The sequence below is a fragment of the Vibrio sp. PNB23_22_6 genome, assembly GCF_052877535.1.
The window spans coordinates 256,497-281,544 of sequence record NZ_JBNFXP010000001.1 but is presented as its reverse complement, the minus strand read 5'-3'; the positions used below and the strand labels follow the sequence as shown (position 1 = coordinate 281,544).

The 25,048-nt window shown below is 46.0% G+C and carries 13 protein-coding genes and 1 pseudogene; 11 read left to right on the top strand and 3 right to left on the bottom strand.

The window, feature by feature from the left end; all coding sequences use genetic code 11:
* Position 1 precedes the first annotated feature (1 nt).
* Positions 2 to 1,018 (top strand): UDP-glucose 4-epimerase GalE, encoded by a 1,017-nt coding sequence (gene galE / locus ACVA54_RS01215; RefSeq protein ID WP_099077748.1) that lies wholly within the window; start codon positions 2 to 4, stop codon positions 1,016 to 1,018.
* Positions 1,019 to 1,462: 444 nt separating this feature from the next.
* Complete coding sequence (locus ACVA54_RS01210; RefSeq protein WP_446617121.1) at positions 1,463 to 2,350, top strand: LysR family transcriptional regulator; 888 nt, start codon at positions 1,463 to 1,465, stop codon at positions 2,348 to 2,350.
* Positions 2,351 to 2,415: 65 nt separating this feature from the next.
* Here ACVA54_RS01210 and ACVA54_RS01205 read toward each other — a convergent pair whose 3' ends face one another.
* Positions 2,416 to 5,049 (bottom strand): bifunctional acetate--CoA ligase family protein/GNAT family N-acetyltransferase, encoded by a 2,634-nt coding sequence (locus tag ACVA54_RS01205; protein ID WP_099077751.1) that lies wholly within the window; start codon positions 5,047 to 5,049, stop codon positions 2,416 to 2,418.
* A 226-nt stretch (positions 5,050 to 5,275) separates the two neighbouring features.
* On the opposite strand from ACVA54_RS01205, the gene ACVA54_RS01200 reads away from it, so the two are divergent.
* The 4 genes from ACVA54_RS01200 to yciH all read left to right on the top strand — a co-directional run bounded on the left by ACVA54_RS01200 (position 5,276) and on the right by yciH (position 7,849).
* Positions 5,276 to 5,845 carry an SPOR domain-containing protein gene (locus tag ACVA54_RS01200; protein WP_446649342.1) on the top strand — a complete coding sequence of 190 codons (570 nt, stop codon included), beginning with the start codon at positions 5,276 to 5,278 and terminating at the stop codon, positions 5,843 to 5,845.
* A 174-nt stretch (positions 5,846 to 6,019) separates the two neighbouring features.
* Positions 6,020 to 7,009 carry a D-alanine--D-alanine ligase gene (locus tag ACVA54_RS01195; RefSeq protein ID WP_099077753.1) on the top strand — a complete coding sequence of 330 codons (990 nt, stop codon included), beginning with the start codon at positions 6,020 to 6,022 and terminating at the stop codon, positions 7,007 to 7,009.
* A gap of 140 nt (positions 7,010 to 7,149) precedes the next feature.
* Complete coding sequence (locus tag ACVA54_RS01190) at positions 7,150 to 7,533, top strand: DUF3319 domain-containing protein (protein WP_099077754.1); 384 nt, start codon at positions 7,150 to 7,152, stop codon at positions 7,531 to 7,533.
* Positions 7,534 to 7,537: 4 nt separating this feature from the next.
* Positions 7,538 to 7,849, top strand: coding sequence for a stress response translation initiation inhibitor YciH (yciH, locus tag ACVA54_RS01185; RefSeq protein WP_099077755.1), 312 nt, complete (start codon positions 7,538 to 7,540; stop codon positions 7,847 to 7,849).
* 745 nt (positions 7,850 to 8,594) lie between these two features.
* Here yciH and tnpA read toward each other — a convergent pair.
* Positions 8,595 to 8,888, bottom strand: a complete 294-nt coding sequence (gene tnpA, locus ACVA54_RS01180) for an IS200/IS605 family transposase (RefSeq protein ID WP_446649341.1) — start codon at positions 8,886 to 8,888, stop codon at positions 8,595 to 8,597.
* A gap of 674 nt (positions 8,889 to 9,562) precedes the next feature.
* On the opposite strand from tnpA, the gene ACVA54_RS01175 reads away from it, so the two are divergent.
* From ACVA54_RS01175 to ACVA54_RS01165, 3 genes are all read left to right on the top strand, one after another.
* Positions 9,563 to 9,697, top strand: a complete 135-nt coding sequence (locus tag ACVA54_RS01175) for a hypothetical protein (RefSeq protein ID WP_446649340.1) — start codon at positions 9,563 to 9,565, stop codon at positions 9,695 to 9,697.
* Between the two features lie 514 nt (positions 9,698 to 10,211).
* Entirely contained in the window at positions 10,212 to 11,897 is a 1,686-nt protein-coding gene (locus ACVA54_RS01170) for a hypothetical protein (protein ID WP_446649339.1), read from the top strand.
* Positions 11,885 to 21,943, top strand: coding sequence for a hypothetical protein (locus ACVA54_RS01165; RefSeq protein ID WP_446649338.1), 10,059 nt, complete (start codon positions 11,885 to 11,887; stop codon positions 21,941 to 21,943). Before ACVA54_RS01170 ends, ACVA54_RS01165 begins: the two co-directional genes overlap by 13 nt.
* A 733-nt stretch (positions 21,944 to 22,676) precedes the next feature.
* Here the strand turns inward: ACVA54_RS01165 and ACVA54_RS01160 are convergent.
* Positions 22,677 to 23,441 carry a hypothetical protein gene (locus tag ACVA54_RS01160; protein WP_446649337.1) on the bottom strand — a complete coding sequence of 255 codons (765 nt, stop codon included), beginning with the start codon at positions 23,439 to 23,441 and terminating at the stop codon, positions 22,677 to 22,679.
* A 169-nt stretch (positions 23,442 to 23,610) separates the two neighbouring features.
* Here ACVA54_RS01160 and ACVA54_RS01155 point away from each other — a divergent pair, with 169 nt between their 5' ends.
* Positions 23,611 to 24,348: an IS110 family transposase gene (locus ACVA54_RS01155; protein WP_446649336.1), complete on the top strand. Its 738-nt coding sequence runs from the start codon at positions 23,611 to 23,613 to the stop codon at positions 24,346 to 24,348.
* Positions 24,349 to 24,705: 357 nt separating this feature from the next.
* A pseudogene (locus ACVA54_RS01150) lies at positions 24,706 to 24,984 on the top strand (transposase); the annotation flags it as partial.
* Positions 24,985 to 25,048 lie beyond the last annotated feature (64 nt).

Sequence of the window (25,048 nt, the reverse complement as noted above, 5' to 3'; positions counted from 1 at the left end):
AATGAAAGTACTTGTTACGGGTGGTATGGGCTATATCGGCAGCCACACTTGTATTCAAATGATTGAAGCTGGCATGACGCCAGTGATTCTCGATAATTTGTACAACAGCAAAGCGAGTGTTCTAAAACGTATAGAAAAAGTCTGCGGCACAAAGCCTGAATTTATTCAAGCAGACATCCGTGATAAATCGGCACTTGTAGACGCACTAAAAAAGCATAATATTGAAGCGGTGATTCACTTTGCCGGTTTAAAAGCCGTTGGGGAGTCAGTGGCGAAACCACTAGAGTATTATGATAACAATGTAAACGGTACATTAGTTCTTGTCGATGCAATGCGCGAAGCGGGCGTTAAATCCATAGTATTTAGTTCTTCTGCAACGGTTTATGGCGATCCTGCATCAGTTCCAATCACAGAAAACTTCCCAACCAGCGCGACAAACCCATATGGCCGAAGCAAACTGATGGTTGAAGAGTGTCTTACCGATTTTCAAAAAGCGAACCCGGATTGGAGCATTACGCTATTACGTTACTTTAACCCAGTTGGTTCCCACCCAACTGGTGAGCTTGGTGAAGACCCACAAGGCATTCCAAATAACTTGATGCCATTTATCTCGCAAGTGGCCGTTGGTCGCCGTGAGTTCCTGTCGGTATTTGGTAGTGATTACCCAACCGTAGATGGAACAGGGGTCCGTGACTACATCCACGTAATGGATCTGTCAGATGGGCACGTCGCGGCTCTAGACAAAGTGGGTAAAAAAGCAGGCCTTCATATTTACAATCTTGGTACTGGTAACGGTTACAGCGTACTGGAAATGGTAAAAGCCTTCGAAAAAGCGTGTGGTAAAGAGGTCCCTTATCAACTGGTAGCGCGTCGACCTGGTGATATCGCAGAATGTTGGGCGGACCCTTCAAAAGCGATGAATGAGCTTGAGTGGAAAGCCGAACGTTCGCTAGACGAAATGACGAGTGATACTTGGCGTTGGCAATCCAATAACCCGCAAGGTTATCCAGACGCTTAAAATAACCCGAACTACAAATTTGCAACAAAAAGGCGCTCCGATGCGCCTTTTTTGATCTAAATCGAATAAATTCGTGAATTTCTGGTTAAAAGGTAGCAAGTGCGAATATAAATGATAAAATAATTATCGTCTTAATTTTGTTCGTAAATTTGCTTTAATCTAACGGAGCCTTTCATGGAGCTTGGTCTAATCATCGCTTTTATCGTTGCTGCGGCAGTAATGGTGAAAAAAGAGATGGCAAAACAGTAAGTTTTCATTTTTCATTCTTTTCTTAACATTTTTGAAATGAAAACTTTTGTTAAAAGTCAGCATTAAGCTGGCTTTTTTGTTTTGTAGCGCAAAAGATACGTACCTATGCCTAAAAAACGGCCTAAATTGCACCGTTACATCATGAAACTAGAGTCTTTATACTGTGACGGATACTAAGTCACGGAGTGAACCAATATGCAAAGCCCCATCACTTTAGAAGCACTTCATATACTTGATGCAATTGACCGAAGAGGCAGTTTTGCTGCTGCGGCGAATGAGCTAGATCGAGCACCATCATCACTCAGTTATCAAATTCAAAAACTTGAGCAAGACCTTGACATCATGATATTTGATCGCTCTGGTCATAAGGCGCATTTTACACAAGTAGGCCAGTTGATTCTTGAGCGAGGTAGGGCAATCTTACAGGCCAGCGAAAAGTTGGTCGGTGATGCGACATTGCTTGCGAATGGATGGGAACTGGACATTACCATCGCTTTCGACGGTATCATTCCAATTGCAAACTTCTTTCCTATGGTGAATGCGCTAGCAGAGGTCAGTACCACACGAATAAGGTTACAAGAAGAGATCCTTGCAGGCAGTTGGGAGTCATTGAATACTGGTCGAGCGGACTTACTCATTTGTCCTACGCTCGACTCACTCCCTCACGATGTGAAAGCTGAGAAAATTGGCAAAATGACAATGGAGTGGGTAGCAGCAAGTGATCATTATGTACATAAGCGCAATGGTCCATTCAATGCAGACGCACGAGAAAAGTATCGGATTATCGCCATAGCAGATACTGCGAGAGAGCAACCTGCGCTTTCAATAAATATCACTCAAAAACAGCCACGACTCACAGTTACTAACTTCCCAGCTAAGGTAGAGGCACTGACTTCAGGATTAGGCATCGGTACTGTACCTTGTCAAGTTTCACAGCCCTTGATTGATTCAGGTGCATTAAAGCGCATAGAGGGCTCTGAAGATCATTCGATGGACATCATTTTGGCATGGCGGAGGAACACCATGGGGGAGGCGAAGTCATGGTGCGTACAATATTTGAAAAAGAATTGGAAATTAAAGTGACAATGTCACATGTTGAGTGGTAAAAGAAATAAAGGATGCCGAGCCGCATCCTTTGTAAAATCCGCTTAGTTGAGGGTAAGAACCATATCAGCGGTACCATCACCAAACTGAACATCAAGTTCAAAACCTAAGCTTTGTGCCAGTGATAACATTCCTCGGTTGGTTGGCATTGTCATTCCTGACATTTGCTTAGTCCCTTTGATCTTGCAATAGCTGATGATTTTTTGCATAAGCAGTTTGCCAAGGCCTTTTCCTTTTAAGTCAGATCGAACCAAGATTGCAAATTCAGCATCACTGTTATCTGGTGTAATCAGGGCTCGGGCAACGCCAATAATCAAAGGCCCGCTCTCATCAAATGCCACTGCAACAAATGCCATTTCTCGGTCGTAATCAATTTGAGTTAAATTTGCTAAAGCTTCGTGATTAAATTCCCCAACATCAGAGAAAAAGCGGTTGTATAGATCTTCTTTCGACACGCTGTTGATAAACTGCGCATGGGTTGGTTCGTCTTCGGGCAGAATAGGACGCAATAGGATAGGTTGACCATCACGCAAAGTCACTGTTTCAACGAATTCAGCAGGGAATGGACGAATGGCTAGCCTTTGTTGAGCATCCCCCTCATATTTTGATAGCGTAACATCGGCATCGATGATGGTAAGCTCACTACCAGAAACAAGTACTGGATGAATATCCAGCGATTGTATTTCAGGTAGTTCAACCGCCATTTGAGAAAACCGCACGAGAAACTTTGAAAGCGCGGTAATATCAAGCGTATCTTTGTGCTTCTGCAGCCGAATTTTACCGGACTTTAAGGCAATAACGATTAAGTAACGCGCAAGCGCCATATTGAGTGGCGGTAATGCTGCAACCGCGTCCTGGGTAATATTCCAATCCGAACCGCCTTGCCCAAGTAAAATAACGGGGCCAAACACCTTATCGACTTTAATACTAACCCTCAGCTCTTCCGAGCTGCCAAGCTTTGCCATCCCTTGAACCAGTAAGCCTTGTACGTTAGCTAACGGATAGCTAAGTTTTGCAGTATCCAATATCGCTTGTGCTGCACTCGACACCTCTTGGCTATTACGTAAGTTCAATGCCACGCCATGCACATCTGACTTGTGCGGAATATCAGGTGAGCGTAATTTTACCGCGACTGGGTAGCCAATGTTCTCCGCCATGTGAACAGCTTCAGATACCTCAGAAGCAATCCACGTCGGTAATATGTTAAAGCCAAATTGCTCAAATAAAGGACTATTTTGATGAGTGTCTAACGATACTGTGTTTTTATCCAGTAATTGTTCTTCTACCCACTGTCTTGCTAAATCGACACTGCCGGAGTGCAACGGTTCTGCCGTCGTTGGCGTTTGCATCAGCTGCTTTTGGTTTCTTCGATATTCCACAAGGTGCATATAAGCGACCACTGCACTTTCAGGCGTTCGATATGTCGGAATGCCAGCATGAGTAAAGGCCAACCGCGCTTCTCGTGAGGTTTGTTCTCCTGACCAATTGGTCAATATATTGAAGTGCCGGTGTCTTGGATGAGCTTTAATCGCTTCAATTACTGCTTTTGCGGTCTCAGTTGCATCAGAAACGGCGGAAGGGCTATGCATGATCAAAATGGCGTCTGCACAGTCGTTGTTCATTAGTGCGGTAATCGTTTCTATGTAGCGGGCTTTGGTCGCATCTCCAGAGAGGTCGATAGGATTAACACCACGCCACTTCTCTGGAAGAGCCGATTTTATTTGATCTACTGTTGCGTCATCTAATGTTGCTAGTTTCCCTCCTCGCTCAAAAAGTGTATCGACGGCCATAACTGCAGGGCCGCCTCCATTTGTGATGATCGCTAGACGCTCTCCACGAAGTGGAACCGAGTGTGTGAGCGTCTCTACAGCGGCAAACAGCTCGTGGGTATTGCTTACTCTCAGCATTCCCGTTCTTCTAATCGCTGAGTCATAGATGATATCCAAAGTATCGGCACCTTGGAGACCAAGGGCGTGAGCTTGTGGAGAATGTCCGGCCTTTAATACCAGAATGCGTCGGTTACGCGAGGCGGCTCGTGCTGCAGACATAAAACGACGAGCATCTCGAATGGTCTCAACATAGAGCAAAATGGCTTCCGTATTGGCATCCATACTTAAATAATCGAGTAACTCAGCAAACTCGATGTCTTGGCCTTCGCCGATAGAAATAAATGCTGAAAAGCCAATATTCTTATCATTTGCCCAGTCAAGAACGGTTGTACACACCGCAGAAGATTGAGAAATAAAAGCGATTTTTCCTGGTTTAGCAGCAACAGGCGAGAACGAACAATTAAACCGATGCCATGGCAAAATGATGCCCAAGCTGTTTGGGCCAAGAACTCGAATGCGCAAACCTGTCATATCGAGGTGTTCGATATCGTCAGAGATAACAATAGCGAACTCAGTACCGCGCTCGTCGAGCTCTTTCAAAAGCTGCTTATTGCGTAACACGTTAGTACAGAGGATTGCAATATCAGGGGTGTAGGGAAGGGAGGCTACATCTGGATAGGCGATAACACCAGAAACGGATTTATACTTTGGTGTGACTGGCATAATCGCACCAGCAAATCCACTTTGCAACAGATTACGCATGACAATTTGCCCAGCACGTAGCTCCTTTGGGGAAGCGCCAATCACTGCAACAGAATTCGGTTTAAAGAGTTTTTGTAATTTGTTCATGGCGATTCCTTCGCGGTGACTGATGACATATCATCTTTTCAGCATAAACGAATAAGTTACGCTTTAAATGTGGTTCGACCTTACATTTGCGCAAATCTAAACCAGGCTGGTAGAGATTGTGTTACTCATCACATCAAAATTGCAGATTATTGTGTTTGGTGCTTGATAAAGTAGACTGCTATCGGCATGATTCGACGTCATATTTATTCAGAGCGTTTGTTACTTCATGAAAAAAATCGCAATCATTGGTTTGGCAACACTACTTTCTGCTTGTGCATCTGAAACCTATATTACAGAAGTTACTTCAGAATCCTACCGAGAAGATTACCAATCTCAGACAATAGCTAAACCAGTAATGTCATCTGAAAACGCTGTAGTAGAACAAGACGTTGAGCCAACTGTCGATAAAATAACAGCGAAACCTGAAGAGAAAAAGGTCGTAAAGCTTAGCCCTCAAGAGCAGGCAAAGCCGGTTAAGATCATTCCACCGAACGAACAACAAGCGGCAGTTCAACGCTTTGGATATACAATTCAAGTTGGTGCTGTAGGTAGGCAAGCGAAAGTGGACCAATTGGCAAGTAAACTGCCACAAGGTAAACAACCAATTTGGGAAAACTACAAAGTGGTAAATGGAACCAAGTGGTTCTCGGTACTTTATGGTGATTACGCCACCAGTGCTGAAGCAAAACAGGCAATTTCGACACTACCAGCCCAGTTTAAACAGCTAAAACCTTTTGTTAAGAGCATCGATTCCATTAAAAATTCGGCTTATCCAACACTAAACAAATTGAACTAATACACCCAAGCATCTCGCGGTTACTTGAGTATAACAAGGGAGCAAATCGCTCCCTTTTTACTTTGCTCAAATCCTGCTCGAACAGTATTCCTCACAGTAAAATAACTGTACGTAACTACTTAAAGGTTTATCATATTGGATAGTATCTTTTGTAGATCACGGAAAGATTGATTCATGACTAAAAATATTCTCTTACTATGCGGCGGCGGCTCATCTGAGCATGAGATTTCACTATTATCTGCGAACTTTGTTGAGCAGCAGTTAAATTTAATTGAAAACGTAAAAGTCACACGCGTAGAAATCAAAACGGAAGGTTGGGTTACCAACCAAGATGAATTGGTATATCTAGACCTCAATACCAAACAACTGTGCTCCAATGATACAAGCCTAAGTGTCGACTTCATTGTACCTTGCATCCATGGCTTCCCTGGTGAAACAGGCGATATTCAATCCATGTTTGAAATTGCAGGCATTCCTTACCTAGGGTGTGGGCCTGAAGCAAGCAGCAACAGTTTCAATAAAATCACGTCGAAGCTTTGGTATGACGCGATCGGCATTGCAAATACGCCTTACTTATTCCTTACTCGTAATGACGAAGCAGCGCACGAGCAAGCGCTACAAGCATTTGATAAATGGGGTAAAGTATTTGTCAAAGCGGCACGACAAGGGTCATCCGTTGGTTGTTACAGCGTCACCCAAAGAGAGGCAGTGTCTCAAGCGGTGAATGATGCGTTTGGATATTCCGATCAAGTACTGGTTGAAAAGTCAGTTAAGCCGCGAGAATTAGAAATCGCAGCTTATGAAATGAATGGCCAATTGAATATTACCAAACCGGGAGAGGTTATTGCCCCTGATGGTGCATTCTACTCCTATGATGAGAAGTACAGCAGTACTAGCCATTCATTAACCGAAGTGGAAGCGAAAAACTTAACCGACGAACAGATCGAAAACATTCGCAAGGCATCGGAGACGGTATTTAAACAAATGAATTTACGTCATTTATCACGTATTGATTTCTTCTTAACCGAAGAAGGTGAAATTTTCCTTAATGAAGTCAACACCTTCCCAGGGATGACGCCGATCTCTATGTTCCCCAAAATGCTGCAAAATAATGGCCATAAGTTCCATGAATTCTTAGAAGATTGTATCAATAGTGCAATCTAGCTAACGTTACCGTCATACGTTTTGTGTTAAAAATAATAGCAACAGAACTTTATTCTACCGAACAAATATTCGTTATTATTTAGATATTGTTCAGTTGTTATTATGATTGGATAAACAAATAGAAAAGACAATTCAGTGTCATGGCAATTTCAAACTACAGAGGTTTTACTCTCCAATCTGGAGGCCCTGATGGCAGCATTTGGAAAGTCAAAATCAAAAACCACGTTTTACAAGGTAGTTTAACGGCGGTAAAAAAAAGCATTGATTGGTGGTGTGACACGGCATCAATTATTGACCCCAAAGAGTTTTCGACTCTTGGTCAGCGCCTGCAAAGTAATGGCAACACACAAACTGATGTATTTAACGGCTATACAATAAAGAATGATACAGGAGAACCCAATGCTTGGTACTGTATGTTCAATGGCAAGTTGATTAAAGGTGGTAAAACCGCGATTCAACGCCATATTGAGGCTTATTTGGTTGCAAAGCAAAAAGCAATGCAAGCTCAACAACTAAAGAAATAGAAGTATGACTCTCGTATATTCAACAGAAACTGGTCGAATCAAACCAGAAGAAGATAAAGTCGAGCGTCCTAAGGGCGACGGCATTGTTCGAATTCAACGCCAAACTAAAGGCCGTAAAGGCAAAGGCGTTTGCATTGTATCAGGCTTGGATCTGGATGATGCTCCTTTAAAGTTACTTGCAGCAGAACTTAAGAAAGTTTGTGGCTGCGGTGGCGCAGTGAAAGATGGCAACATCGAAATCCAAGGTGACGCTCGAGATAAGATCAAAGCTCATCTTGAAAAGAAAGGCATGACGGTTAAGTTAGCTGGCGGCTGAATTACATTAACCAACAGAATTGAAAAAAGCGCTCATAGTGAGCGTTTTTTTATGCCGGTCACTAAACCCAGAACAAGTCGATCAAACAATGATGACAACCACAACAACTGATAAAAGCTAATAGCAGAGCAAGCAATCGCAGATTGATAGATCCATATTAGCTATTTTATGGTAAATAGCGATTATGTTTAATGGTATACACAGAACCCCCTTAATTTTTAAATCTGAGAGGGATAGGAGCCTAACCAGGTAATAAATACGCATACGTGTACATCATATTTAACTTATCTACGAAGTATATCTTGTACATGGTTGGTTGATCTTTGTGTTTTCTAATTAAAACAGCAGGTTAGAGTGGGTTCTAGAGGTTTTTTTCAAATTTATGTACATGTACATGACTTGTTTTATTGTAAATAGCGTCTTTTTTGTACTCGATGTACATGTACAAATCCTTACTAGACTCACCCAATGTCAGCTTCTACCTCACTCGATTGTTCTATTAATTTTGTGAGGTAGGCCTGTCTTTCCACTGTCGAAGACAATGGACAATCGTTTCTTGAAACCCCTTTTCTGAACCAATAATGATGAGTTCTTTCACCGCTTGCATCGTCGCCGCTTAAAGCCAACTACTCTCATCCAGCTTGGGGTTATTCGCTATCGCGACAATGATGGTATAGAACTGAGACCCTTGCGCCGCGCAGCGTCAAAATGTAGATACCCCCGTTCATGCACGAGGTACTTACTGTTACAACTCCATGCGGAGTTCACCAGAATCCTTTTCGCCCTGATGTCTTACGTAATTCGCTATGACTTGTTCATTCACACCTACGCTACTGACAAAGTAACCTGGCGACCAGACAATGCTCTCTTTCCAGTAAACCTTACCTAGCCAACTGAAGGCTTTTCGCATGTGGTGCGACGATTGGCTTTTTAGTTTACCCATGATGTCTGAAACACTGTACTTGGGTGGGATGAGCATCATCATATGCAGATGATCTTCATCAGAACACGTCAAGAGAGATCGCAACTGTTTCAGCATTAAATGGAATGTTTGCTTTTAAAGAAGTGCTATCTGAACGTTAAGTAAACCATTAGCGAAACAGTATTGATAGGGCAGCGTAGCTCAAAGCTGCCCGTGCGACGTGAAGTCGTATGAAGCGTTGTTCACCACGAAAAGCTTGAACCATCTGTATCACCAGATGACCCTATGGCTCTGAATAAAGTAGCGAGCCAGACAATGTAACGAAGTCCAGTAACAACTGGGCGGGAAGTCAATCGTGAGAGGAGCTTCCTCCTAACAACCACAAGTCGGGTTAGTGCTAGGGAGTCAGTATGATGAACGTATGTGGATCCATCTAAGGTGCGTCACATGAGAAGCAGCGGAAGTGGTTAATACGCTGTGGCCAAAAGGCAATGAGAGCGGGAAAGAAGTTGGGCAGTGCTCTTTCGTGGTCATTAAGCTCTCCGCACTAGAGCGGGCATCTAACCTGACATTACGCGACATACGGAACACGGTAAGCCTGTATCGCTCCTTATTGGAAAGCTTTCTGTGAAGATAGCCGATAGTTATGCAGGTAGAGGATACTGGAGAAAGCGAATGCTGCATTGTAATGATGCAGATACAGACTCATGTTTGGCACGAAAGTGAGCCCACTTCCAGTTGGTCTCCCGTTGCAAGAAAATTTGAAGAACTTTATTTAAGAAGAAAAGCATATGATGACTTCTTTAGAAGTTAGTGCGTCTTCTTACTGCATTCAAGGTGAATCTTTTAACAGAGAAGCCACTGAACTGCATGTATTAAAGCGTCAAGTATGTATTGTAAAATCTGCCTCAATGGCAGGTGGGTAAAGTAGTACGCCTTTGTGGAGGCTTGAGCCCAGTGCAGTGAAAGTTGCACGCTGGGTTCTCAGGAGGGCGGCACTCGGCAACGGGTGTCGCCTATCCGCCCAAAGCGTGGCAGTGAACTTTGGGGCCGGTAAATCTTACTAAAGTCTTCGGTACATTTTCTATCCGATAATAAACTGTAGAATCAAGCGAAGTAAACTACCCAATATCAATTACAGAGCTAATAGACACTGTAAGTGTCAAGCAGGATTGAACGCCATGTAATGCGCCTAAAATATTAGGTTCCGAACAGTAGCCTCAAATATCAGATGAACAGTTATTCTCCCAAATTACCTCATTTTTTCCTTGACAATTTTTTATTCTAATAAAATTTGAACTATAAGTAATAGGTGTCATATTTAACTCAGATTTCGTGCCAAACAAAGTTAGTACCGTCGTAAGGTCGGTAACTTAAGAGTCACGTTATATGCAAGTACTGAGTTCCTACATTTACATCTGCACTCATTGAGGAAACGGAATGCTCATTGAATCTAGGCTTGGACGTAAAACCTCGTCGTTACGTCACGCTTGGGCTACATATATTTGGACTTTCTCATTACTGGCTCTCTCTGGATGCGGTTTCAGTGATAGCCGCGTCGTTCGGCATGAGGTTGTGATCGACGGTTTGGTCGGTACCACGATGGACGCTGATGTCTTTGACGCTAGTAGCGTTGGCGTTGATTTTGGTGATGTGAGAGTTTTAACGGGCTCTGAAGATGGTTCAACTCGGTTTTGGCCCCAATCTATGCAGGAGGATTATAAAGCCAAGAAAGGGATTGCCCAGTGCTTTAACAAATCCGAGATCAGCATCAAAAAACGTGAAACAGGCCTCTATCATATCCAGGCTAGCTTTCTCACTCCAAGTGCCATCAGTGGAAAAAATGATCACAAAAAGCAGGCCATCGATTGGCTTAAGAAATGCGACTGCAATGAAGAGGTAGGCGCCACCTGCTTTGAAGATTATGCAATCCGTGAGATCGAGAGCATGCTAAAGGAGTCTGACGGCCGAAAATGGGACAGGGTGCAGAAGGCAAGTATCCCGCTCGCAGACCTTCGACAGATGAAACGCCGCCTTGGCACATTGGTACAAACTCGGCGCAGGATCATGACCGATGAGCTTGGAGTTTATCAGCGGCGGCTCGGTGATAATGTCATCCCCCACAATATTGAGCGCCTAGACCCTGGGAAAAGAATTTGTGTTCAAAGCTATAGCCGGAACTACGGTGTGGGAGTTACCGGTGGTGATAGGATTAGCGCTTTGGTGCCCGGTGCATTGTCCTGCATGAAGTGGCTTAGTGTGGTACTTCCTATAAATGCTAGTGGAGAAGAAGGGAGTAGTGAAATCTTAGCTGGCCTTGACCCAATTACACCGCTTGGAGAAGGTTGGAAAAATAGACCAGACAACGGCGAAATCTATGTTAAGCCTGTCGCTCCAAGCGGTATCACTAGAGGGCTTGATTATTGGGCGCCGCTTGATCGGGTTGTAAACAACTCTGAATCAAGCTTTCCTTTTGGCCTACTTTTCACATCGAATTACAAACGGACAATTCTCATTCATGATACTGAAGACCTGAATATTAATAAGCGTTCATCTAACACCGTGAGAAGAGGCAACATCCTGCTACTGTTTAAGAATGTGGCTCTCAGAGATTTTGTGCAGCAGCACTATGCCTTTGAGTCTAGCAAAGGTCCTGACGAAAAATTTGCCTGCATAACCGAAGGTACAAGGCATTCAGATTTTTATATATGCGTTAAGGAACTCGTACAAGGATGGTTGGATGTTCAGACGGAAACACCTGAGGGCGATGCGGAAGACTTTTTTCATGATCTAGTCATTCCGTCCAATATCCGTCCCTTCACACAGATTCCAATTTATTTGAACGGCGAGCTCCGTTGGATCCGCACAGGCGTTTCCCTACTCAGCATCCTTGACGAAAAGTTCAGGCTTTCTGAAGAAGTCATGCAGGCTCGCTCCGCTGAGACTGGAACAACTCAGCCCCCACCGTACAATGAGTCTGTACTCATAGAGCGCGCACTCTCTGAATTTTCTTTAAAACGTCGCCGGGCGGGAAGCTTGGTAGAAATCCAAATGCATGGAGTTCAGTCTCTTGAAGGACTCGCTTTTCCACTAGCTCCGGGAGATGAATTGTCATGGTCGCGTTAACTCGTTTTGCCTCTTCGCGTGGTTTTGTTCTGGAAACCGAACGCCCCCAAGACCCGAACCTCCTCACGGTTTATGTTCCTGCAGTTGATCCAGAGGAAGACCGGATTTCAGGCCTTAGAGCAGCATTGCAGCAATCGGCAAGTACGGGAGATAAGAGTTTCTTCCTTCAGCTTCTCAAAATCGACAAAGACAGCGAAACCCTTGCACGTGAAATAGATGCTGCCTTTAGCCATGTGAATCGTGAAAGCGGTAGATATGCCTTTCTGTTGTGGAATAAAGTCCCCGCGCTCTGGCTGATGAGAAGCGCGGACTGGAAGCAGACTGCCGACAGTACCATCATAAATCATCTTGCGACTTGCCGGATAAATACATATCGCGACAGTCTTATCACCGTCACAGCGTCACCAGAGCCAAGTCTGGTCTTCAAGGGAGTTATGATTAGACTTGCCGAACAGCATGTGGTCTACCGTAACAGTGAGAGACGTTCGAAGTCCATTGATTTCTCTCTTGATCTTCGTCGAGGTGTGTTTCGCTTTGAAGGGATTACCAAAGTTGAACTGTTTGCAGACAGTAAATTTTCCCAGGCCCTTTTTCGTGGCGATTTTGTGGATGGTAATTCCGGCTCTGACATATTTGGCCTCCGGTCACGCCGCGACTTGTTCCAGATATTCGTTCGGGATAAAGTTCAGGCTCTACAAAATGAAAAATCGCGCCTTGGTTTTATTGTCTGCGGCGAGCTGGATCTGTTTCCGTACGACGATGTTTCATGGGAGCTATGTGCTTCCAGTCGTGAGATTCAGAAACGCTCGAGGATTGACTTGATTAAAGCAGTCGGCTCAGAGAAGTCGCACATCGATTTGCCGGTCAACCAGCATGACACGCTTGGGAATAGTATCCATCTTCAGGTCGGGAAACCTGGTCAATCCTTGCGCTTTGTCAGGGCTCCTGAGCAACTTTTCCATGACCGCCGAAATCTGGATGTGGTCGTACCTTCATCGGGTGTTTATGGCATTGGCAGCGTTATGATGCCGGAAGGCGTGTTCCCGATCGCGCCCGTGATTGAGGGTGTTATAAAAAGTGTACCCGTGCAGGAACGGCGCATCAAACTTGGCATATCGAACACCGATGTTGTCAATATTGAAGAGAAAGGGGCGCCAGCGGCTGCGCTTCATTTTCTTGGTGAGGCGACGGATGATGGCACTGTGTCCACCGCCTCGGCGAATGAGCAGCCCGCTTTTATGCGTCGCTCGGTCCTTGATTTCAGTGAGGACCTTGAGCTTGACCCCGAAGAAATCGAGAACTTCAAAACTGGTGCACTGCTCACAGCTTCAGTACCGACCATTTGGGCGCATGTCGTGCCGATTTCCTCAAATGGGCAGTTAATCAGCCAGCATCGGGCCGCCACCGAACAAAATTGGCGGGTCTCCTCTCAAGCCGATGAGATGGTGCAATTCACTTTCGACCAGAATCTTTCGATAGCCAGCACCTCTAAAGTGCTCGACTATCAATTGGATAATGAGTACGAGATCGCGTTTGCTGCGCGCAAAATGATGTTTGTAAACGGCGCGGATACGGATACACGATCCCAAATCGTGCTCCGGGGTACCTCTAAGTCCCCTAGGATCGAAGACCCTTTGGTATTGCAGAATGAGACACTCGCACGCTATCGCTTACAGCAGCGCACTAAAGAAACAAAACATATCGCACGTTTACGTGGTGCCCAAGGCATCTCTGTAACACCACAAGGCTTCGAACTGAACAGGAAACCTAGTGGGGAGGAAATGGTTCTCGCCAAAAGTATCAATGTTAGACAGGAAGAAAAGAATTTCTCGATTAAGTTCAAGGAGCCAGGATTCCGTAACTTGATGCGTCAGAACCAATTCTTTCTCGTCGTCCCCGCGAAATATGCCGACATATCAAGCGGGATAATCGAGCCCGAATTGTTTGACCTGAATGAGGCGATCCAAATATCCGATTGGGGCTTCTCACTCGATCTGGCGAGCGGTGTAGCATCAGCTTCTTCCCTCACTGTTGATGCAGCGCGGGAACCAATCCTAATCGTGAAATATAAAAAAGGGACCTTGCGTAATCTCCTCAACAACAGGGAAACATGGGATAACTATAGTCAGGAAAACCGCTTCCCTTCAGACAAAGTTAAATCTACAGAAGCGACAATCAGTAAATGGATTCGTGAAATTGACGAGAGCGCAACGCCATCCACCCGCAATGGTGTCCTGGACAAGGTGGATTATTATCGCTTCATTCGTCGCATTATTGACGCTCCAAATTGGGTCGGAACTTTGTTGATCTATCCACAAGTCGATTTGGATAATATGCCCGAGGGTCTTGCTGGTCTGGCGTCAGGCATGAAATTGGACCGCTTCCGTGCACATCATATTGGCTTTAACCAAAATAAGATTGAACAGGCAAACGGCCAACCCTTAATGAGGCCCAGTAGCTTCTTCGGTCTTGTGGATTACAATGATGATAGTCCACCGGAGCATGACTTCTCTTTTAAAGTACATGAGCTAAAAGTGCTATTTGGTAACTCGGAAGTTAAGGGGTTTGACTGCCTCCTCAAAGTAAAGCTTGCCAAATGGTTCGGCGAAGAATCGACCCTTAGGAATGGAGGAGCTGTACCACAAAGTCAGCCCACGACGGGTGACAAAACTCTGTGGATCCGGGGACGCTATGGATCCCTGACCACACCAACTGGTAAAAAGATCAACCAATACAGCTTTATACATGATCGTCCAATCCACCTTATTAAGCGCACTGAAGATGAGAATGACGGAAAGTTTTTCAAAGAGCTTACGATCAACTATCTGGAGTTCAGAACACTCAAAAGCGAAAGTCTGAGCGGCGGAAAACGTAGGGTTTCGAGCAAGATCATCATCGATGCGGATGCCAAATTCAAAAAGCTCAGCCTCCCCGGTATCTCAGATATTATCAACTTTGAGTCAATCAATATGAACGGACTGTCTCTGGATTTCTCAGGGCTTTTCAAGAAAGTTGGTAGCTCATGGACTGCGGTTGATTCCTCCAAATTCTGGCCCAATGACTTGAATTTCGATGGCATTGTGATCGATGCAAGCTTCCCGAAACTAAGGTCTAGCGGACTGTTAGCAAATTTCCCGCTCAAATTCGAAAAGTTTCACCTCTTTAAAGGGCTAAGTCTTCCTGAAATTGGCTATTCTAATTTTGGCGGTAATAAGGGAGACAAGATCAAGTTCGGCTTACAGTTCAGGCTAGATCTTGGAAGCCTGGGACGCCTGATTGGGTTTGACGCCTCTCTCGTGGCGGAGCTGCTTGTGGGCTGGAATCCCGGCGACGTGCCCGGCTTTGCAGTTGGCCTGCGTTTCCCGGATAACGGTGGACGTCGACTTGACATGTCTTTGGGCCCAGTCACCTTCACTGCGGGCTATTTTGATATGTTTGAAGGCGATGACGGCAACAATCGCTTCATCGCACTCACCGATTTCAGAATGGACATCAATGGTTTCAAACTGCCGCCAGAGAATGTTAAGTCTGGCATCTTGTTGACTCCAGCACCTAACCAAGTCGATGACGGGGGGGGAAATCGGTCCTATTATGAATCCATGGGGTGGCTCGCTGGCTTTTCCGCAGAGAAAGTCGCCTTTCTCGACAAATTGAGCCTGTTTGTCTCACAAAACTACAAATATGATGGGCCTGTGGACTCAGCCGAACAAGTAATTTCGAATATCGAGAAAGTCATTACCCTAGACCTAGGCGATGATGAGAAAAAGTGGGAAGAGAAATCACGCGCATACCGCAGGGAAATAGACGGCTACCTTACTTACAACCCAGACTATGAGTGGTTTATTGGTGCAGGGGCCACCTTTGCTGACGGCATTGTAGAGGCCTATTCAGTCTACAATCCCCCGGGGTTGTATGGCGGTGAGGGCCGCGTCAAAAATCTGCTCAGTCTATCTATTCTGTACCAGCAAATGACACCCCGGCTAGGTGTCTACACTGCCACGCTGAAGTTTGCCGAAAAGATTAGGCGCTTCAGTGTTGGAGCCGTTACGATCCAACTTCCGTGGGTGGTGATGAAGATGGATACCCATGGCGGCTATCTGATCAATATAGGCCTTAATCTTTCTGATCTTACTGACTATTCGAACGCGGGAGCCGCGGAATTCGGCATTTTCACCGGAAGCGCCGGCGTTGCCTATGGCAAAATCAGTGGTTCAGCGTTTCGGGATGTGCCTTTGCTGCGTAAGCAAATCAGTGGGGCAAGTACCGCTCTGCCAGTTTATACACCGGTCACAAGCATAACGCTTTCGGGCAAGTTCGGTATTGGCCGTAGCCTTGACGAATGGCCGATGTTTCGCGGCGGCGTGCACGTCAGTGTCTATGGGATCCTCTCAGGTACTTGGGGCAAGTTCAGCACGATCGAACTCAAAAGTGCAAACGTCAACCCGAATACAATTGAAGCTATACGCGTGGCTCTGCCGAGCCACTATCACAAATACTGGGCAGAGGTCGGAATCCTTGCGGAAATCTGGGGGGTTATCGATTTTGCGGTTACCCGCTTTAGCACTAATGCGCGGGCACTGATCGGTTACGGCGTGTCCTTCGAGACGCTCAGAGGTACCACAGCTTATGCACGAGCCTTAATCTCAGTCTCGATCCGCTGGGTTCTGTTCCGTATAAAAGTATTCGGCAGAAAAATTGAGGTCGCGATTCAACTGCGCTTTAAACAGGAATTCCGCAAAACCTACGTGTTGGCTCGCCCGAACACCAATGTTCCCTATGATAAATATTTCGTCACAGCAGGCGGCATTCAAGGCCTACACACACTAAATGAGCTCGAATTTGAAGATCTAACTCCTGCGATGCCGGTGATGTTCCACCTTGATCAGAGCCCACCAGATTGCCCCCAGAAACTAATCGAAGTGCTGCCACTGTTTGATTATGCTCGCAACGATGATGGCGATGTTGTCGCCGTGCCAGTCCTAAACCTTCCTTACCGTGAAACGATGGAATCGAATGGCCCAGACACGGGACACTTCAAGGATCTTCTTGGCTTCGTGATTGACTGGTCTTTCAACGCACTGAAGATAAGTGAACTTTTGTCTGATGGCAGCGACCATCTGTCTGCGGGCAAAGTTAGCAAAGCAAAAGTCAGGGACTGTGCCGAAGCGGTAGCGGCCCTCAGGCTGCGCGATGACCGCGGCGAATGGTCGGCCGTCCGAGTCAAAGTACACCTTAATACCGCTTTTCGTTTTGACTATCTCGGTCCTGATGACTTGCCCGACGAATTTGAACAAGAACCGCGGGGCGCAACTGTCTTCTTTACACCTCACAACATGACGGCATATCGTATCGAAGCAGATGATGCGGAAACGCCAATTAATGATTTCGCCAATCGGTTGGTTCCAGGCGACTTTGTCAAACGCCTAGACAAACTATTTGATGGCCGCCGTATTCAGGTCCGAGAGGACGACGAAACAGTTGGCGCACTCCCGGTTCTGGATTTTGAAACGTCACAACTTCTGGAAGATTACCTGCTAGAAGAGTATCTTGAGTCCATTTTGCGCTCCGTTTGGGCGCTTCTAAGCGAGAAACTGCCAGATCTTGATATGTCAGGAGGAATGACTCCCGTAGACCTAAAACACCAGATGCTGAAATTGGGCTCAGAGGTTTCGATGCGCGTAAACCGACAATTTTTCTCTGGTAACAGGGTTCCAACAGACGCGATGGATCTTGATGGCGTGGATTTTGCCGATCCGGCACAGCCTACTTTGCCTCTGCCTTCTGCACGATCCATTGAGATTGAGATTGATCCTGATGCGTTGCCGAAAGGTCTTATCCTGTTCTTCGACCAGTCGCGAGTCATTTTCGATACTGACGCGAACGCCGCAGATGCAATACGGGATCTACGCAATGTCCCTATCAATTTCGGCCGAGTAACAGCCGGACACAAATCCCCCTTCCTTAAGGGACCATACGAGGGCTTACCACTTACCAAACATATGCTGGTTAACCTCCGGCAAGGCGATGAACTTAGCCTGCAAATTTTACCCGAGACTTTGAAAACAGGTGCCTCTTACCGGCTAGACGAGTATCGACAAGGAGAACACAAAAAGGCTTCGGGCATTACCGCCATACCCTTCAAGCAGGTTGTCTTGGTCAGAGTTCCTCTTGTGCCCGTTGAAGGTGCGTCAGACCTATATCAAATCGACCGAATGCCTGAGGACAGTCGGCGCACGCTGGGTCTGATGATGCTAGAAAATATTGATTTCGGCAAAGCGGAGATGAGCTTTAACTTCCTGCGGAGTGCGGGTAATAGCAAGGAAGCCTTTGAGGAGATCCCATTTGACCTGAGTCAGTCTTTCATTTTGCGAACCAACTTGTCCAGAGATCCTAACCCGACCAAGATCACTATAAACATGCTTGAGCAGCCTACCATACCGGTTCGGGCAGGCTTCCAACAGCGAGAGCGTCAAGCAGCCTTTTCCATTCTCGCGGATGCTGCTGAAACCAACAGTGGTGGTTATATGTTATATCTAAAAGGCTATAAAGAGCCCGATACGAGGGAACTCACGGTCATGCTCATGATGTCGGAAACACGCCAAGAGAGCCCCTTACCGCTTTACGTCCAAGCGCTCGTCGCGGATGTGTCAACGGGGAATACTTCTGTCGAGGCACCACTGATGCTGCGTGAAGTGGGTGAGAAGATTGTTGCCCTTGGAACCCCCGGAGTGCTGGAACTGGAGGTCAAGCGGCCGAACCCCGAAAACCTGTTCCAATCGCTCTACGAACCTAGCCTACGTGTCTCACGTGCAGAGGCCTTGCGCGAGCGCCTTGAGGATATCGGTGCACTGGATGTTATGAGAAATCCAGCCTCTTTTGAACGCTTCCTGTATAGCAATGCTGCTGAGCAATTCCTTCAAAACGCCGGTGTAGAGGAGGTGAATCTCTCTGCGCGTTATAATTTGCTAGTCGTGTCCATTGAAGACAGCGAGCATTACAAGGCGAATCCGGCAGAGCGGGACCTACCTGTTACTCCCATTCTTGATGATGACGCTGAGCCTAATGGCCAAGTGCACGACTGGGTTTATTCCTGGTCGGTTTCGGCCGCGCGACACGTTAAGTCGAGTTACGCTCGCAGTCGCGAGCTCTTCGGCGACGCCGACCACCATTTCATATATGGAGCAATTGGTACTGACATGAGGGTGAAAACCCAGTTCCGTGACATCATGGGGTATAACGCTCCAGGCGGTGAAAAAACTGTGACATTGAAAGCACGTTATTATGACCCGCTAATTGCCCCCGGAGCTTTGGCAGGCATGAAGTCCTCGCATGACGTGGTGAATAAGAAGCTGGTTTATAAGCTTTCCTTTGATGGCAACCAATTAAACGCACCAAAAGATCAGACCTCCCTGAGTCTGTCAGTTGATGAGGTGCAGGAGAATTTAGCCAACCGGGCGGCTGTCATTATGCGTTGCATGCAGCAGGTGCGTGATAAGGGCACCCATTATGACTTGATCTCGACACTCGGCTTTATAGGCGGAAAGGCCAAACGTCTTTCTAAATCTGATCGTCGGAAAATCTATCGATTCCTCAAACGGTGCTATCAGGCGGTATGCTCAGGAAACACGAACTTTACAGATAGTGTGGAACTTTTATTCACTCTGACCGGAAATGCTCCAAGCGCAGGTTACGCACTCTACAGTGCCGAACTCGTTACCTCTCGTGACAAGCGTGATGTGCATGAGAGCTTACTGAACGAAATTGAAATATCGAATCTCAAGAGGAGCGAGGTGTTTGAAAAACGTGTTCAATTACCGCTCGCTGATGAACCGGAAGATAGTGTACGTTCGAAGGAGGAGCGGCTAGCTGAGCAGGTCAAGGCCTTTACCTCCCAACTCGGCGATCGCACGAGCCAGAAGATTGTCGCAGCTTATAGCGAGGATGCGCGAGGTGAGACCCTTATCTATATTCTCGACGCCAAGATGCTTGAACTTACTCCAATGCGGCCAACGAGCGGCGAGATAGCGGCTTATGCTGCATTCGAGCCACTTGCAACCCAGGCCCAGTCCGAGGTTGGCGCATCTTTCTGGGATTGGTTCAAGCAAAAACGAGCACCTCAGCCCAGTGACCAGTTAGAAAAAGTCACCATTAGCAACTTTGATATGGACACGGCATTTGGCGGGTTGTTGCATGAGATTGACCTTTACAATGCTCCCGACCAACTTGCCCCTTTCATTGAAAACACAGCAACGGTCAGGTTGATCGAGCGGTTGGCGAGAGCTCGAGCCGCAATGGCGGATATATTAGCGTTAAACCATGCGCCCATCTATGACAGCTTAGAGGATGCAACAGAGATACTTGAAGTGAAAGAGGTACTTAGAGATAACCTGTCAAATAGCTTGAAGCGGAGGATAAGTCGATATTATGGGCTAGACACCATTATGATTGTCCCGCTAGTCTATGACAGGCTGGATATCGCAGAAGATAGCATACTCCTCTATGGCACTGTCAGACAGTGCGCTGAAAGCCGAGGCGATGGTGAGCAGGCAATTCAGGAGGGTAACTTCTTGCCTGCAGCCTTACGTCGCAACGGCGATAGTGGACGCTTGTGCATTCAATTCGATGTAGCAAACGCTGGAACGTCCCGTCTAGTGGAAAGTCCGCTCTTTTTCTACATTGAATATGTACGGGTGAATTTTGGATCTGGTGATGTCGGGACAATTGACCCTGATAACACCCGCTGGTTCAAACTGTTCGAGCCCCGAAAGGTCACTTTGGCTCCGATCAACCAACCCGCCAATATTCCAGTGTTGTTCAAGAGTCTGGTCAAACCCCCTGTCGTATCTTTGCAGGAAGCGCCAGGGCAGGATAACGGGCTAGATGATAATCTTAAGATTAAGAACTGGTCACTGATCGTTGACGTTGAGCGTAATGACCAAGTGGCTCAGGACGATATATATCTTGACATAGACTATAACGCAAGGCCGGAGGATATGGTCGCAGCTCTGGACATGAATCAGCGCAGCATTCTATCTATCCTCAATGAGTATAATGAACTTTCGGGTAAACGGGGGGCAGCAATCGGGGACGACGGTGTGGAAGCTGACCTATGGCTTGAGGCGCTGGTTTATTGGGCTGAAACATTCCAATCACTTTTTGCATCGCCTCAAGGTATCTCAACTTTTACTTCTGATAATTTTAAGACAGTTCAGCAGCATTATGTGCTTAGGACTAAGAATGACCAACGTTCTGTTGACTCAGAACTTTTTTCCACAACTATTCTGGATAAAATTGGCAATTGGGACTCGGGCAATTTGACCTTCAACCTCAAGAGAATCCGTCCGGACAAGAGCACCTACGGTCATTCAGATAACCGGAGCGGTGGGCTCGCCAGAGTGAAAAGCAAATATGATCCTGAGCTGCGTTATCAGGGCAACAGGATTACGATTGGTGGCCTTAATCTAATGCTGTGTGAAAATGCTTGGCCCCGCGTCTGGGTGCAACGTAACCAGAGCCTTAGTGGTATGTCGGATCTGCCGACCAATAGTAAATTTGTATACACCAGCAGTGAAATTCGCACTGGCGACCGCTACACGCCGAGTATTCGAGTCGAAGCCGTGATGATCAATGGTAAAAACCTAAGAGATGCAATTTTCAACTTTATGCGTAACCATATCTTCGATAACTTGTTCACCCTGAATCTGGGCGCAGACTCGGAACTTTGGCCAACAATCGATCTGATGTGGTCGTATGAATCCGGCGTGCTTGACGCGTTGAAAAGCAAGCATCCTGAAGTCAGCATCTTCCAGCCTGAACCGATTGCGCGATCTAGTGCAATCCAGACTGGACCTGACCTGATGCCTATCGCAGATGCTGTCAACACAAGTGTAAACGCCTGGCTCAAGCGAAACCCGCAAGCGGCTAATCGTGGACGTATTGAGCTCAAGATGACTATATTCTCGCGCTTTCTAAAAACAGAGAAACAACTGCTGCGTATCGAAAAAATCTTATTCCCCCTTGAATCTCAGGGGCTGGGGAATATATAGCTTAAGGAGACGTCTCATGGCTAGATTTGGGGTACTTACTGTACAGTTTTGGGTATCTCTTATGATGATGGCTAGGTTGATCCGCAGCTTGATTACCAACGGCAATTGTACGCTGAACAGCAACAACTTTTGAGTTCTGTCCACAGCTCTTTTGATGCCTTTGGGGGAACAAATCCGTTGCAAATAACTAGTCCGCAATGGTCACCGATTTGGCTGAGAATACTGTGTATAGGTTACTCAGGTATAGAGAGAAGTCAGCGGCACATTGTTAAACTGCTCAAAGCGCGATAATTGCATGAACCGGATTGCCGACAAAGAGTCCGTTGACCAATTCAAGCGAGATACGGACAGTACTTTAGTGAATGTTGGTTTTTTTTAGCTACATCTCCAAGGTCCATAACTCCAGTTAGTTTAAAAACCAGCAGCACCAGAGACGTGATAAGTTTCATTGCTATACGTTTTGTACGCTATCTTATGTTTTTCCTAGCCGCGCGCTTCTATGGCAATTCCCTTCTGTGGCTGGAGCAGAAGCTTGGATCGGTATCGATAGCAATACCACGACTTTCCTTTTAGGTATGGATTCCAACCTGAACGGGCTGGTGTGATCTCCTTCGCGAATATTGAAGACCAGCTAGGCCTAGCAATTAAGGCCACTCTCTGATCATTACACCAAACTAAAAGCCTTAGCAGAGGCCCCGCAGGGGCCTAATGCTAATAATGTTGACCGTTTAATTCAAGAAAAGTCCAACACACCTACATCCGTTGTCCCATTGGATCGACATATGTGCATTATCTGGTAAATTTCGTTCCAGGTTGATGGAACACAGGTCAGACACCCAGCAGATACACGGCCTGGATGCACATATCTGTCACCTACATTCCCGATACGAAACCAAACGGTTCCATAGGCACCATAACCAGCCCCCAAAGAATGGGGGAAATCAGGAAGTTCTAGTGTATGTATTCCAGTCGGGATCGGGTTTGTGGGGTCGGTTTTGACCAGAAAAGGACCTGCAGTCTTGCTAGCACCATTTAATTTGTAAGATAAGCGCAGCTCTCTGTTATAAGACACGCCGTCGACCGTCACCGGACCAGTCGCCCTTAATACGACGCTGGCAGTTAAGGAGTCTCCACGGGCATAACTCTTATCAAAATACCCTGAGCTGACATCGAACTTCTTACCTGACAACACCCCCTCGAGAATAACTCCATAATCGCGCCCACCAGTGTTTTTTGTCAGAGAAACACGCAAACCGCTAGGCAAGGAGGTGCGCGTCCCGTTTATTAACACACTCACCCAACCGTCACTAGTGGCCTTTATATATCGAGTGATCACCGTTTTAAGGGACACGAGGTCTTCAAGAGATTTTTCATCAATGTCGATAGTGTGATAAAATTGATAAAAAGACAGCTTTTCAATATCTTCCTCAATCCGTGACAGCCTGTCATTTATATTATTCATATTGTTTTGGTTGGCATTTTTATTCAACTTTCCCATATAAGAATTCCATGTTAGATTTGGTCAAGGCTACGAGGGGCTGTTTTTACTATAGCAAACTCAGTTCCACTGTTTAGGACACTTGCGGCTTTGATGTGATGGACACACCTCCCTTCTAGCGTCGTTGTACCAAACTAATGGGGCAACCAGTAAGAATAGGAGTAAGAGCATGTCTATTAAAGTTGTCGGCATCGATATAGCTAAAAACCTCTTCCAAATATGTGTGTTGGGTACTGACGGGCGGATTTTATCTAACCGCAAAGTTAAGCGAGATAAACTCCTCGATACTATTCGCCAACTACCAGATAGAACAGCACTTGCTAATCAGATAAGAGGACTCGCCGCTGAATACGGAGTGGTTTTCCCTTTGTCTATTAAAGCTCTGCGGAGTCATTTGCCGTTAGCGATTGAAGATGCTGAGAATGAGTTGTCTCATGTAATGAGAAGCTTACTGCAAATACTTTACTGTGACTTTATCATTATCAGTGACGAAATTGATGAAGTTACTCAGAGTATCACCAGACTAAGCCAACAACATCCAAGGTATGAGTCAATTAAGAATATCCCCGGGTTTGGACCGATTTTGACTGCCGCAATTATTAGCGAAGTAGGCTCTGGCAAACAGTTTCAAAATGGTCGGCAATTCTCAGCGTGGTGTGGTTTAGTTCCCAAACAAAATAGTTCGGGTGGGAAAAGTAGCCTCGGAGCGTTGTCAAAGAATGGCAATCACGACTTGAGAACCTTGCTTGTTCACGGTGCACGAGCAGTTGTACGGTGTAGAACAAACAGCATGGGATCCTATGGGTGCTTGGCTCAGAAGTCTGGTTGCACGTCGTGGCAAAGCGAAAACTATAGTCGCTTTGGCAAACAAGCTCGGTCGTGTGGGCTGGCGTATTTTATCAACTGACTGTGAATACGATATCAATCGTGCTTTTAAGTCACTGTAATTAGAGAAATATAGTCTTTTGAATCTTAACTGAGTTTGCAGTAGCTGATGAAGAAACGGTGAACCATCCTTATTACACTCTGATTAAGCAACAGGTTTATCGAAACCAAGGCTTTGAATAGACAGTGAGGAGCGGATTACATCATGGCGCAGGTCTATTATCTATCGACCTAGAAAGACGTCGGATATATGTTAGCGACCGTACCATTCAATTAGCCATTGCATCCTGAGGCGCGTCCATTTATGTTGCTTAAATCGATGGAACTAAATCAAGAATCTACGATCTGATCGGCTACACCCATCAATCGTCGTAGCCTCATGCCTAAACCTCGTTACAAAACAACTAACTGGAAGCAGTACAATAAAGCCTTAATCAATCAACCGAGGTTCTCTGACCTTTTGGATTGATGAGGAAGCGATAGCCGAGTGGAAGCAAAACAAACAAGGCAAGCGTGGTAGACCTCGCCGATTCAGTGACTTAGCCTTATGGTGAAACGCGTTTTCTCTATGCCATTAAGAGCGCTGCAAGGTTTCCTAGACTCAGTATTTAAGCTTGCTAACATCCCGCTAGTTTATCCGCACTACACCTGTATAAGCTGTATTAAATTCATATTCTATGAAAGTCATAGATTGTGTCATGCTTTTGTCCTAGTATTGTAAG

Bases quoted from the DNA above. Each gene is read 5' to 3' on its own strand.
- galE (WP_099077748.1), top strand. From the start codon at position 2: ATGAAAGTACTTGTTACGGGTGGTATGGGCTATATCGGCAGCCACACT.
- ACVA54_RS01210 (WP_446617121.1), top strand. From the start codon at position 1,463: ATGCAAAGCCCCATCACTTTAGAAGCACTTCATATACTTGATGCAATT.
- ACVA54_RS01205 (WP_099077751.1), bottom strand. From the start codon at position 5,049: ATGAACAAATTACAAAAACTCTTTAAACCGAATTCTGTTGCAGTGATT.
- ACVA54_RS01200 (WP_446649342.1), top strand. From the start codon at position 5,276: ATGAAAAAAATCGCAATCATTGGTTTGGCAACACTACTTTCTGCTTGT.
- ACVA54_RS01195 (WP_099077753.1), top strand. From the start codon at position 6,020: ATGACTAAAAATATTCTCTTACTATGCGGCGGCGGCTCATCTGAGCAT.
- ACVA54_RS01190 (WP_099077754.1), top strand. From the start codon at position 7,150: ATGGCAATTTCAAACTACAGAGGTTTTACTCTCCAATCTGGAGGCCCT.
- yciH (WP_099077755.1), top strand. From the start codon at position 7,538: ATGACTCTCGTATATTCAACAGAAACTGGTCGAATCAAACCAGAAGAA.
- tnpA (WP_446649341.1), bottom strand. From the start codon at position 8,888: ATGCTGAAACAGTTGCGATCTCTCTTGACGTGTTCTGATGAAGATCAT.
- ACVA54_RS01175 (WP_446649340.1), top strand. From the start codon at position 9,563: ATGATGACTTCTTTAGAAGTTAGTGCGTCTTCTTACTGCATTCAAGGT.
- ACVA54_RS01170 (WP_446649339.1), top strand. From the start codon at position 10,212: ATGCTCATTGAATCTAGGCTTGGACGTAAAACCTCGTCGTTACGTCAC.
- ACVA54_RS01165 (WP_446649338.1), top strand. From the start codon at position 11,885: ATGGTCGCGTTAACTCGTTTTGCCTCTTCGCGTGGTTTTGTTCTGGAA.
- ACVA54_RS01160 (WP_446649337.1), bottom strand. From the start codon at position 23,441: ATGGGAAAGTTGAATAAAAATGCCAACCAAAACAATATGAATAATATA.
- ACVA54_RS01155 (WP_446649336.1), top strand. From the start codon at position 23,611: ATGTCTATTAAAGTTGTCGGCATCGATATAGCTAAAAACCTCTTCCAA.